Source organism: Shigella sp. FJ200513 (assembly GCF_040495915.1).
In the GTDB taxonomy this organism is placed as follows: domain Bacteria; phylum Pseudomonadota; class Gammaproteobacteria; order Enterobacterales; family Enterobacteriaceae; genus ECMA0423.
Genome location: NZ_JBDYCV010000047.1, coordinates 18,111 through 29,956, shown reverse-complemented (window position 1 = coordinate 29,956; position 11,846 = coordinate 18,111). Strand labels below are relative to the sequence as shown.

Below are 11,846 nucleotides of genomic sequence, written 5' to 3'. Positions count from 1 at the left end.
TGATGGAAATGGAAGCCACGCAAGCACCTTAAAATCACCATCATACACTAAATCAGTAAGTTGGCAGCATTACCACATTCGTCACATCATCATCGGCAACGAAGGTGCATTGTGCTATATCACTGAAGTAACAGTGAAAATCTTTAAATACACCCCGGAAAACAACCTCTTCTACGGCTATATCCTGGAAGACATGAAAACCGGCTTCAACATCCTGCGTGAAATCATGGTGGAAGGGTATCGTCCGTCGATCGCTCGTTTGTATGACGCTGAAGATGGCACCCAACACTTCACCCATTTTGCCGACGGAAAATGTGTGCTGATCTTTATGGCTGAAGGTAACCCTCGCATTGCGAAGGCGACGGGCGAAGGGATTGCGGAAATCGTTGCCCGCTACCCGCAGTGCCAGCGCGTGGACAGCAAACTGATTGAAACCTGGTTTAACAACCTGAACTGGGGACCGGATAAAGTGGCTGCCGAACGTGTGCAGATCCTCAAAACCGGCAACATGGGCTTTACCACCGAAGTGTCCGGCTGCTGGAGCTGCATCCACGAAATCTACGAAAGCGTTATTAACCGTATTCGTACTGAGTTCCCGCACGCCGACGACATCACCATGCTGGGCGGTCACTCCTCTCATAGCTATCAGAACGGCACCAACATGTACTTCGTCTATGACTACAACGTTGTTGACTGTAAGCCGGAAGAGGAAATCGACAAGTACCACAATCCGCTCAACAAAATCATCTGCGAAGAAACCATTCGCCTCGGCGGTTCGATGGTGCACCACCATGGCATTGGTAAACATCGCGTTCACTGGAGCAAGCTGGAACACGGCAGCGCGTGGGCGTTGCTGGAAGGGCTGAAAAAGCAGTTCGATCCTAACGGCATTATGAATACGGGTACTATCTATCCGATTGAAAAATAATGTATCAGGCAGCGTTCCGCGATGACGGGGCGTTGCCTTTTCGGCTTCTCAGGCGAGAAGCCGTTCTTATTACCGGACAATGAAGGGGTAAAGATGAACACTTCACCGGTGCGAATGGATGATTTACCGCTTAACCGTTTTCACTGTCGAATTGCTACGCTCACTTTCGGCGCACACCTGACCGACGGTTATGTTCTAGGCGTCATTGGTTACGCCATTATTCAACTTACGCCCGCCATGCAACTGACGCCGTTTATGGCGGGAATGATCGGCGGCTCGGCGCTCCTTGGTTTGTTTCTTGGCAGCCTGGTTCTTGGGTGGATCTCCGACCATATTGGTCGGCAAAAAATCTTCACCTTCAGCTTTTTGCTGATTACGCTCGCTTCGTTCTTGCAATTTTTTGCCACCACGCCAGAGCATCTTATTGGGCTGCGCATTTTGATCGGCATTGGTCTGGGAGGCGATTACTCAGTAGGTCACACCTTGCTGGCTGAATTTTCCCCGCGCCGCCATCGCGGTATTTTGCTGGGCGCATTCAGCGTGGTGTGGACCGTAGGCTATGTGTTGGCAAGTATTGCCGGACATCACTTTATTTCCGAAAACCCGGAGGCCTGGCGCTGGTTGCTGGCATCGGCAGCTCTGCCCGCGTTGTTGATTACGTTATTACGCTGGGGAACGCCAGAATCGCCACGTTGGCTACTGTGCCAGGGGCGTTTTGCAGAAGCTCACGCTATCGTGCATCGCTATTTTGGTCCCCATGTTTTACTGGGCGATGAAGTGGTAACGGCGACCCATAAACACATCAAAACCTTGTTCTCTTCGCGTTACTGGCGGCGCACGGCGTTTAACAGCGTCTTCTTTGTCTGCCTCGTAATCCCATGGTTTGTGATTTATACCTGGCTGCCAACTATCGCCCAGACTATTGGTCTGGAAGATGCGCTGACTGCCAGCCTGATGCTTAATGCGTTGTTAATTGTGGGCGCGCTGCTGGGATTAGTTCTGACGCACCTGCTGGCACATCGCAAATTTTTGCTGGGAAGTTTTTTGCTGCTGGCGGCAACGCTGGTAGTAATGGCCTGTTTGCCTTCCGGCAGTTCATTAACGCTGCTGCTTTTTGTTCTCTTCAGCACCACCATTTCGGCAGTCAGTAATCTGGTGGGCATTTTGCCTGCGGAAAGTTTTCCTACTGACATTCGCTCGCTGGGAGTCGGTTTTGCCACCGCCATGAGTCGACTTGGCGCGGCGGTAAGTACTGGCCTGCTGCCGTGGGTGCTGGCGCAGTGGGGAATGCAAGTCACCTTATTGCTCCTAGCGACAGTGTTGTTGGTTGGTTTTGTTGTGACCTGGCTATGGGCACCAGAAACTAAAGCCCTCCCGCTGGTGGCGGCGGGAAATGTAGGAGGTGCGAATGAACATTCTGTTAGCGTTTAAAGCCGAACCGGATGCCGGAATGCTGGCGGAAAAAGAGTGGCAGGCGGCGGCTCAGGGTAATAGCGGACCGGATGTTTCGCTACTGCGAAGTTTACTCGGTGCTGATGAACAGGCCGCTGCCGCGCTGCTGTTAGCGCAGAGAAAAAACGGTACGCCGATGTCTTTAACCGCGTTGAGCATGGGGGATGAACGGGCGTTGCACTGGCTGCGCTATCTCATGGCTCTTGGGTTTGAGGAAGCTGTATTGCTGGAGACGGCGGCAGATCTGCGCTTTGCGCCGGAATTTGTCGCTCGCCATATTGCCGAATGGCAGCGTCAGAATCCGCTGGATCTGATAATTACCGGCAGCCAAAGCAGCGAAGGGCAGAATGGGCAAACGCCATTTTTGCTGGCGGAAATGCTGGGCTGGCCCTGCTTCACCCAGGTGGAGCGTTTCACTCTCGACGCGCTGTTTATCACCCTCGAACAGCGTACTGAACATGGGTTGCGCTGTTGCCGGGTTCGCTTGCCTGCGGTGATTGCCGTGCGTCAGTGCGGTGAAGTGGCCTTGCCAGTACCGGGAATGCGCCAGCGAATGGCTGCGGGGAAAGCAGAAATTATCCGTAAAACTGTTGCTGCCGAAATGCCAGCGATGCAGTGTCTGCAACTGGCAAGAGCAGAGCAACGACGCGGAGCGACGCTGATTGATGGGCAAACGGTAGCAGAAAAAGCTCAAAAGCTATGGCAGGACTATTTACGCCAAAGGATGCAGCCATGAATATCGCAATTGTGACAATAAATCAGGAGAATGCCGCAATAGCGAGCTGGCTGGCGGCGCAGGATTTCAGCGGTTGTACGCTGGCGCACTGGCAAATAGAACCTCAGCCCGTAGTGGCGGAACAGGTGCTGGATGCGATGGTGGAACAGTGGCAGCGAACGCCTGCGGACGTTGTTCTCTTTCCGCCGGGAACGTTTGGCGATGAACTGTCGACCCGGCTGGCCTGGCGTTTACATGGTGCAAGCATCTGTCAGGTGACTTCGTTAGATATTCCAACCGTAAGCATGCGCAAATCCCACTGGGGAAATGCGTTAACGGCGACGCTGCAAACAGAAAAACGCCCGTTATGCCTTTCCCTGGCGCGTCAGGCGGGAGCAGCGAAAAACGCCACGTTGCCCTCTGGAATGCAGCAACTGAACATTGTCCCAGGTGCGCTTCCCGACTGGCTGGTTAGCACAGAGGATCTGAAAAATGTTAGCCGCGACCCATTAGCTGAGGCCAGACGGGTGCTGGTGGTGGGACAGGGCGGAGAGGCAGATAACCAGGAAATCGTTATGCTGGCAGAAAAGCTGGGAGCCGAAGTGGGCTACAGTCGGGCGCGAGTGATGAACGGTGGCGTTGATGCTGAAAAAGTGATTGGTATTTCCGGACATCTGCTGGCACCTGAGGTGTGCATTGTTGTTGGCGCTTCCGGCGCAGCAGCGTTAATGGCGGGCGTACGCAATAGCAAGTTTATGGTGGCGATTAATCATGACGCCAGCGCAGCGGTATTTTCACAGGCAGATATTGGCGTGGTTGATGACTGGAAAGTGGTGCTGGAGGCACTGGTGACAAACATTCACGCAGAATACCAATAACGTGCTGCCGGATGATCCTGCCTACGGTTCTGGACTGGGGACCTGTAGGCCTGATAAGACGCGTTAAGCGTCGCATCAGGCGCTGAATGTCGGATGTGGCGTGCGGCCAACAAATCAAAACAAATTCAATTGGTTACGATTATCCCGTCAAAGCAATTTTTTCGCTAACGTCCAGACTCCGGTATTCGTGGTGGAAAGCGCCACGACACCCGCGTTAATCGCATTACGCGCATCTTCTTCATCGCATACCAGCCCGCCAGCAATCAGCGGTTGGCGGATTTTTTCCGTCACCCAGCCCAGCACTTTGGGCATGCAGCCTGGCAGGATCTCAATACAATCCGGATTCGATTGCGCAACTTACTTATCAATGTTGTGAAACGAAATCGAATCAACAATAAACAGGTGATGAATACAGAAAAAAACTTCCGCTCTTGCCGCTTTTAGCATCGATGCTTTGGTGCTGATAATTCCATCCGCCTCGGTCACCAGTTTCAAAAACTGAATCACCACTTCTTTATTTGACGCGCCTTCCAGCAAATCAACATGAATAAAAGCATATTTCCCGGCGTTCTTAATCTTTTTAACGATATTACTGATGGTGCAGATATTGCCGTACAACACGGAAATAAACTGGCATTCAGAATCGATGGCCAGTTGCAGGCTGGCATTATCTTTAACGGCAGCAATCACCGGATTCTGGCGGAGCAGGTGTAAGAGGGGCATAAATTATCCTTATTATTTATCCAAAGCGGTAGGTGATGCCGAATCCGGAAGGCGGATAGCGCCACTGTTGTAGTGTGGATTCGTCGCACAGCAAACGGCAGGTGCCACACTCCAGGCAGCCGCGATAGTCAATACGTAAGTCACCTTCCTGTGTGAGAGAAAAAAGACCTACCGGACAGGCGTTAATCAACCGTTGTACCATCTGACGCTCAACGGAGTCAGCCGGAACAATGTGCGGCGCATCAGCAACGCGCCAGAGATTACGGGCTACAGACATCGCAGACTCCTGATAACATCGCCCGCCAGATGCCACAGGCCATGACGACGTAAATGATGCCAGAATAACTGGCGCAGCGGTGGAACAGGTTTATCACCCTGATCCCATAAATCGCGGGAAATATCCTGCATTAACGCAGGCCACGCCCGATACCTGCCAGGGCGTTGCAAAAGCGCCGGAACATGCTGATAACGTTGTAGAACATCCCATAGCAGGCTGCGCTCTACGTTGTGATGATAAAGCGCAAACAGATTTTGCGGCTCGCGGTGCTGGCAGGCGCTTATTAGCGTTTGTGCCGCCGCCTGTGCGCCAGTCAGCGCCATATCCATGCCGCGCACGGAAATTCCGGTATTGACGCAACTGCGCAACGCATCGCCCACCAGCAGCCAGCCGTTACCGGCGTATTGCACCGGCATACTGTGCAAGCCACCTTCTGGCACCAGATGCGCACCATACTCCAGTGATTCCGTGTTTTTGATAAGCGTGCGCACTGCCGGATGCGCTTTAAAGCGAGTCAGCAGCTCGCTTGCCGGAACACGACTTTGCGTAAGGGAAGAGAGCGGGCAAACAATCCCTAACGAGAGCGTTTGTTGATTAGTATAAAGAAATGCGCCGCCGGGTAAGTCATCACAGATTCCGCCGCTGAACAGCAACGCTGCGCCTTCGTTATTCTCCAGATGAAAACGTTCTTCAATAGCGGATGTTTCCAGCGACAGCACTTCTTTGATCCCCAACGCCATCGCTTCGCCAGCAGGACGAGTCACTAACCCGTGACGTTCAGCCAGGACGCTGTTGGCACCTTCTGCCAGCACCACATAACGGGCGCGGAGAATATCGTCACCACAAATAACGCCACAGACTCTGCCGTTTTCTTCATACAGTGCATCCACCGTCGCTCCGGGGATGCATTCGACACCTTCTTTTTCGGCTTCGGCAACCAGCCACGGATCGAACCGTGCACGTAATACATTCCAGGATTCACCGCCGGGCTGTAAGCTGGAAAACGTCGTTGCGCCATCCGGCGTTAACAGGGAAAGGCTTTCGTGAGTGATGCGTCGTTCAAGAGGCGCGGTCAGATGAAATTGCGGGAGGAGTTCCGCGAGTGCATGGGTATATAACCGCCTGCCGGAAAGATTTTTGCTGCCGGGGATTTCAGCGCGTTCGAGTAACAAAACGGATAAATCCGCTCGCGCGCAGCGTAACGCGCAAGCGGTGCCTGCAATACCGGCACCAATAATAATAATGTCGCAGTCGTCTTCCATGTCATGCCCCAGATATCCAGAACACAACACCCTAACATAGCGTTACTAAAGGGAAATTGACCGCCGACACACTCTTATCATTCGCCGCGATAGATACACCCTGCGGTGCAGGTTTCTTTTACCATCACCGCACTTAACAGCGGCACAACGGGTTTAACCTGATCCCAAATCCATTTTGCTAAAACTTCGCTGGTTGGATTTTCCAGACCTGGAATATCATTGAGATAATGGTGATCGAGGCGCTCATAAGTTGGCTTAAACGCCGCTTTCAGTTCAGCGAAATCGATAATCCAGCCCGTATGCGGATCGACTTCCCCGGTAATTTCCAGTCGCACCATAAAGGAATGCCCGTGCAGGCGACCACATTTATGCCCTTCCGGGACATGTGGTAAGCGGTGAGCGGCTTCGAAGGTGAAATCTTTAAATAACGTGGTGGACATCATAATTTCTCTACAGGACGATAAAACCGCCGTAGAGTACCGGAAAGGCTGTTTTTTCGCATTATCTAAAACGACTTTGTTGCGCAAAATCGCTGATTTATCTTAATGATTGGCTAAATTCATTTGTTTTTCATTAGGTTGGTTAATCTATTTTGTTGTTAAAGACTATTGCTAAAACAGGTTAGTCGATTTGGTTATTAGTTATCGCTATCCCGTCTTTAATCCACACCGTTCACCCCGTTAACCTTACCTTCTCTTCTGTTTTATGGGCGCTGACAGGGCGCAGAAACAGCTTTGCTTACTGGAACATAACGACGCATGACGACACAGGTCCCACCTTCCGCGTTGCTTCCGTTGAACCCGGAGCAACTGGCACGCCTTCAGGCGGCCACGACCGATTTAACGCCTACCCAGCTTGCCTGGGTTTCTGGCTATTTCTGGGGCGTGCTCAACCAGCAGCCTGTTGCGCTTGCAGTGACGCCAGCGCCCGCCGCAGAAATGCCGGGTATAACGATTATCTCTGCTTCGCAAACCGGCAATGCGCGCCGGGTTGCTGAAGCATTACGCGATGATTTATTAGCAGCAAAACTGAACGTTAAGCTGGTGAACGCGGGCGACTATAAATTCAAACAAATCGCCAGCGAAAAACTGCTCATCGTAGTGACGTCAACGCAAGGGGAAGGGGAACCGCCGGAAGAAGCCGTCGCGCTGCATAAGTTCCTGTTCTCCAAAAAAGCGCCAAAGCTGGAAAACACCGCGTTTGCCGTGTTTAGCCTCGGCGATAGCTCTTATGAATTTTTCTGCCAGTCCGGGAAAGATTTTGACAGCAAGCTGGCGGAACTGGGGGGTGAACGCCTGCTCGACCGTGTCGATTCTGATGTTGAATACCAGGCTGCTGCCAGCGAGTGGCGCGCCCGCGTGGTTGATGCGCTTAAATCGCGTGCGCCTGTCGCGGCACCTTCGCAATCCGTCGCTACTGGCGCGGTAAATGAAATCCACACCAGCCCGTACAGCAAAGACGCGCCGCTGGTGGCTAGCCTCTCTGTTAACCAGAAAATTACTGGGCGTAACTCTGAAAAAGACGTTCGCCATATCGAAATTGACTTAGGCGACTCGGGCCTGCGTTACCAGCCGGGTGACGCGCTGGGCGTCTGGTATCAGAACGATCCGGCACTGGTGAAAGAACTTGTCGAACTGCTGTGGCTGACAGGCGATGAACCTGTCACTGTCGAGGGCAAAACGTTGCCTCTGAACGAAGCGCTACAGTGGCACTTCGAACTGACCGTCAACACCGCCAACATTGTTGAGAATTACGCCACGCTTACCCGCAGTGAAACACTGCTGCCGCTGGTGGGCGATAAAGCGAAGTTACAGCATTACGCCGCGACGACGCTGATTGTTGACATGGTGCGTTTCTCCCCGGCACAGCTTGATGCCGAAGCGCTAATTAATCTGCTGCGCCCGCTGACCCCGCGTCTCTATTCCATTGCCTCCTCGCAGGCGGAAGTCGAGAACGAAGTACACGTCACCGTTGGTGTGGTGCGTTACGACGTGGAAGGCCGCGCCCGTGCCGGTGGTGCCTCCAGCTTCCTCGCTGACCGCGTGGAAGAAGAGGGCGAAGTCCGCGTATTTATCGAACATAACGATAACTTCCGCCTGCCCGCTAACCTGGAAACCCCGGTGATTATGATTGGCCCAGGCACCGGTATTGCGCCGTTCCGCGCCTTTATGCAGCAACGCGCCGCTGACGAAGCGCCAGGTAAAAACTGGCTGTTCTTTGGCAATCCGCATTTTACGGAAGACTTCCTGTATCAGGTGGAGTGGCAGCGCTACGTCAAAGAGGGTGTGCTGACGCGGATCGATCTCGCCTGGTCGCGCGACCAAAAAGAAAAAGTTTACGTACAAGATAAACTGCGCGAACAGGGCGCGGAGCTGTGGCGCTGGATCAATGACGGTGCCCACATTTATGTCTGCGGCGACGCTAATCGCATGGCGAAAGACGTTGAGCAGGCACTTCTGGAAGTGATTGCCGAATTTGGTGGCATGGACACCGAAGCGGCGGATGAATTTTTAAGTGAGCTGCGCGTAGAGCGCCGTTATCAGCGAGATGTCTACTAATGAGCGAAAAACATCCAGGGCCTTTAGTGGTCGAAGGAAAACTGACAGACGCCGAGCGCATGAAGCTTGAAAGCAACTACCTGCGCGGCACCATTGCGGAAGATTTAAACGACGGTCTGACCGGCGGCTTTAAGGGCGATAACTTCCTGCTGATCCGCTTCCACGGCATGTATCAGCAGGATGACCGCGACATCCGCGCCGAACGTGCTGAACAGAAGCTGGAGCCGCGCCACGCGATGCTGTTGCGCTGCCGTCTGCCGGGTGGAGTTATCACCACCAAACAGTGGCAGGCGATCGATAAATTTGCCGGTGAAAACACCATCTATGGCAGCATTCGCCTGACCAACCGCCAGACGTTTCAGTTCCACGGCATTCTGAAAAAGAACGTCAAACCGGTGCACCAGATGCTGCACTCGGTCGGTCTTGATGCGCTGGCGACTGCTAACGACATGAACCGTAACGTACTCTGCACCTCGAACCCTTACGAGTCGCAGCTGCACGCAGAAGCGTACGAGTGGGCGAAGAAGATTTCTGAACATCTGCTGCCGCGTACCCGCGCGTATGCGGAGATCTGGCTCGATCAGGAAAAAGTCGCCACCACCGATGAAGAACCGATCCTTGGTCAGACTTACCTGCCGCGTAAGTTCAAAACCACGGTAGTGATCCCGCCGCAGAACGATATTGATCTGCACGCCAACGACATGAACTTCGTGGCGATCGCGGAAAACGGCAAGCTGGTGGGCTTCAACCTGCTGGTGGGCGGTGGGCTTTCTATCGAACACGGTAACAAGAAAACCTACGCCCGCACGGCGAGTGAGTTTGGCTATCTGCCGCTAGAGCATACGCTAGCGGTGGCGGAAGCCGTCGTGACAACTCAGCGTGACTGGGGTAACCGAACCGATCGTAAAAATGCCAAAACCAAATACACACTGGAGCGCGTGGGGGTTGAGACGTTTAAAGCGGAAGTGGAGCGTCGCGCGGGGATCAAATTTGAACCGATCCGCCCGTATGAATTTACAGGACGCGGCGATCGTATTGGCTGGGTTAAGGGCATTGATGATAACTGGCACCTGACGCTGTTTATCGAAAATGGTCGCATCCTTGATTATCCGGGGCGTCCGCTGAAAACTGGCCTGCTGGAGATCGCGAAGATCCACAAAGGTGATTTCCGCATTACGGCGAACCAGAATCTGATCATCGCCGGTGTGCCGGAAAGCGAGAAAGCGAAGATCGAGAAAATTGCCAAAGAGAGCGGGTTAATGAATGCCGTCACGCCGCAGCGTGAAAACTCGATGGCCTGCGTGTCATTCCCGACTTGCCCGCTGGCGATGGCGGAAGCGGAGCGTTTCCTGCCGTCTTTTATCGACAACATCGATAATTTAATGGTGAAACATGGTGTCAGCGATGAGCATATCGTGATGCGTGTAACAGGCTGCCCGAACGGTTGTGGTCGCGCGATGCTGGCGGAAGTGGGCCTGGTGGGTAAAGCACCGGGTCGCTACAACCTGCATCTTGGCGGCAACCGCATTGGGACACGTATCCCACGGATGTATAAAGAAAACATCACCGAGCCGGAAATCCTGGCGTCGCTTGATGAACTGATAGGGCGCTGGGCGAAAGAGCGCGAAGCGGGTGAAGGCTTCGGCGACTTTACGGTGCGTGCGGGCATCATTCGCCCGGTGCTCGATCCGGCGCGCGATTTGTGGGATTAACCATCAGCCCGGTCTTGTAGGCCTGATAAGACGCGTGAGCGTCGCATCAGGCAAGGCAAACAGTGAGGAATCTATGTCCAAACTCGATCTAAACGCCCTGAACGAACTGCCGAAGGTAGATCGCATTCTGGCGCTGGCAGAAACTAACGCCGAACTGGAAAAACTGGACGCTGAAGGCCGCGTTGCCTGGGCGCTGGATAATCTGCCCGGTGAATATGTACTTTCTTCCAGCTTTGGCATTCAGGCGGCGGTGAGCCTGCATCTGGTGAATCAGATTCACCCGGATATTCCGGTGATCCTCACCGACACCGGCTATCTGTTCCCGGAAACCTACCGCTTTATTGACGAGTTAACGGACAAACTCAAGCTCAACCTGAAAGTGTACCGCGCTACCGAAAGCGCCGCCTGGCAGGAAGCACGCTACGGCAAACTGTGGGAACAGGGCGTTGAAGGCATTGAAAAGTACAATGACATCAACAAAGTCGAACCGATGAACCGGGCGCTGAAAGAACTGAATGCGCAAACGTGGTTTGCTGGCCTGCGGCGTGAACAATCCGGCAGCCGTGCCAATTTACCGGTGCTGGCAATTCAGCGTGGCGTATTTAAAGTGCTGCCGATTATCGACTGGGATAACCGAACTATTTATCAGTACCTGCAAAAACATGGCCTGAAATATCACCCATTATGGGACGAAGGATATTTATCGGTGGGCGATACCCATACAACCCGTAAATGGGAACCCGGCATGGCGGAAGAAGAAACGCGTTTCTTTGGCTTAAAAAGGGAATGTGGATTACACGAAGGGTAAATATTGCCGGATAAATTAAACGCCTCTGTCAGAAATGATGGGGGCGTTTTTATTTTGCGAGCAGCATTCCGGCATTTAAAGGTGAACATCGCAGGGAAAATTAACAGGTATAGAATGGCGTTGGGTGCTTGAGGCTGTCTGGCGTTAAGCATTCGCGAGGTTCCAGATGGACAAAAGCCCCAGGCGATATTTCTATCAACCTGAGGCTCGCGTTCGAACGTAGCAATTCGGATGTTAGTCTCTTCTTTGCAGGGAGGCAAGACATGCTGACAAAATATGCCCTTGTGGCAATCATCGTACTGTGTTGTACAGTACTGGGATTCACGTTGATGGTAGGTGACTCGTTATGTGAGTTGAGTATCAGAGAACGTGGTATGGAGTTTAAGGCAGTTCTCGCTTACGAATCGAAGAAGTAGCCACCACGCGGGGGTAAAACCCCGCGTACTGAATTGTGATGGTTTGGTCTCCTGCACCCTTTTTTTAAATTTATATTTTTTATGTGAATATATAGTCTCTATTTATTATTATGAATT

At 52.9% G+C, this 11,846-nt stretch carries 11 protein-coding genes and 1 pseudogene; 8 read left to right on the top strand and 4 right to left on the bottom strand.

Features of this window, described 5'->3' with window-relative positions:
* The 4 genes from ABZJ92_RS11990 to ABZJ92_RS11975 all read left to right on the top strand — a co-directional run.
* Positions 1-928: FAD-binding oxidoreductase (locus ABZJ92_RS11990; RefSeq protein WP_050596811.1), on the top strand; the 928-nt coding region annotated here is incomplete at its 5' end.
* Between the two features lie 21 nt (positions 929-949).
* Positions 950-2,359 carry an MFS transporter gene (locus tag ABZJ92_RS11985; protein ID WP_000147685.1) on the top strand — a complete coding sequence of 470 codons (1,410 nt, stop codon included), beginning with the start codon at positions 950-952 and terminating at the stop codon, positions 2,357-2,359.
* Complete coding sequence (locus ABZJ92_RS11980) at positions 2,337-3,116, top strand: adenine nucleotide alpha hydrolase family protein (protein ID WP_005085581.1); 780 nt, start codon at positions 2,337-2,339, stop codon at positions 3,114-3,116. Before ABZJ92_RS11985 ends, ABZJ92_RS11980 begins: the two co-directional genes overlap by 23 nt.
* Entirely contained in the window at positions 3,113-3,973 is an 861-nt protein-coding gene (locus ABZJ92_RS11975) for an electron transfer flavoprotein subunit alpha/FixB family protein (protein ID WP_005051545.1), read from the top strand. The genes ABZJ92_RS11980 and ABZJ92_RS11975 overlap by 4 nt, the downstream gene beginning before the upstream one ends.
* A 147-nt stretch (positions 3,974-4,120) precedes the next feature.
* Here the strand turns inward: ABZJ92_RS11975 and ABZJ92_RS11970 are convergent.
* The 4 genes and pseudogenes from ABZJ92_RS11970 to queD all read right to left on the bottom strand — a co-directional run bounded on the left by ABZJ92_RS11970 (position 4,121) and on the right by queD (position 6,675).
* Positions 4,121-4,696 (bottom strand): annotated as a pseudogene (locus tag ABZJ92_RS11970) (glycerol-3-phosphate responsive antiterminator).
* Between the two features lie 16 nt (positions 4,697-4,712).
* Positions 4,713-4,973: a ferredoxin family protein gene (locus ABZJ92_RS11965; RefSeq protein WP_000109522.1), complete on the bottom strand. Its 261-nt coding sequence runs from the start codon at positions 4,971-4,973 to the stop codon at positions 4,713-4,715.
* The gene (locus tag ABZJ92_RS11960; RefSeq protein ID WP_005085585.1) at positions 4,964-6,235 is read right to left on the bottom strand and encodes an FAD-dependent oxidoreductase; all 1,272 of its coding nucleotides are present in this window, start codon (positions 6,233-6,235) and stop codon (positions 4,964-4,966) included. Before ABZJ92_RS11960 ends, ABZJ92_RS11965 begins: the two co-directional genes overlap by 10 nt.
* Positions 6,236-6,312: 77 nt before the next feature.
* A complete protein-coding gene (gene queD / locus ABZJ92_RS11955) occupies positions 6,313-6,675 on the bottom strand; it encodes a 6-carboxytetrahydropterin synthase QueD (protein ID WP_000108294.1) in 363 nt (120 codons plus the stop codon).
* A gap of 318 nt (positions 6,676-6,993) precedes the next feature.
* On the opposite strand from queD, the gene cysJ reads away from it, so the two are divergent.
* The 4 genes from cysJ (at position 6,994) to ABZJ92_RS11935 (ending at position 11,729) form a co-directional block, all read left to right on the top strand.
* A complete protein-coding gene (cysJ, locus tag ABZJ92_RS11950) occupies positions 6,994-8,793 on the top strand; it encodes an NADPH-dependent assimilatory sulfite reductase flavoprotein subunit (protein ID WP_000211949.1) in 1,800 nt (599 codons plus the stop codon).
* Entirely contained in the window at positions 8,793-10,505 is a 1,713-nt protein-coding gene (gene cysI, locus ABZJ92_RS11945; protein WP_001290713.1) for an assimilatory sulfite reductase (NADPH) hemoprotein subunit, read from the top strand. The genes cysJ and cysI overlap by 1 nt, the downstream gene beginning before the upstream one ends.
* Positions 10,506-10,578: 73 nt before the next feature.
* Positions 10,579-11,313 carry a phosphoadenosine phosphosulfate reductase gene (gene cysH / locus ABZJ92_RS11940; protein WP_000039841.1) on the top strand — a complete coding sequence of 245 codons (735 nt, stop codon included), beginning with the start codon at positions 10,579-10,581 and terminating at the stop codon, positions 11,311-11,313.
* 263 nt (positions 11,314-11,576) lie between these two features.
* A complete protein-coding gene (locus ABZJ92_RS11935) occupies positions 11,577-11,729 on the top strand; it encodes a Hok/Gef family protein (protein ID WP_000956458.1) in 153 nt (50 codons plus the stop codon).
* Positions 11,730-11,846: the final 117 nt, after the last annotated feature.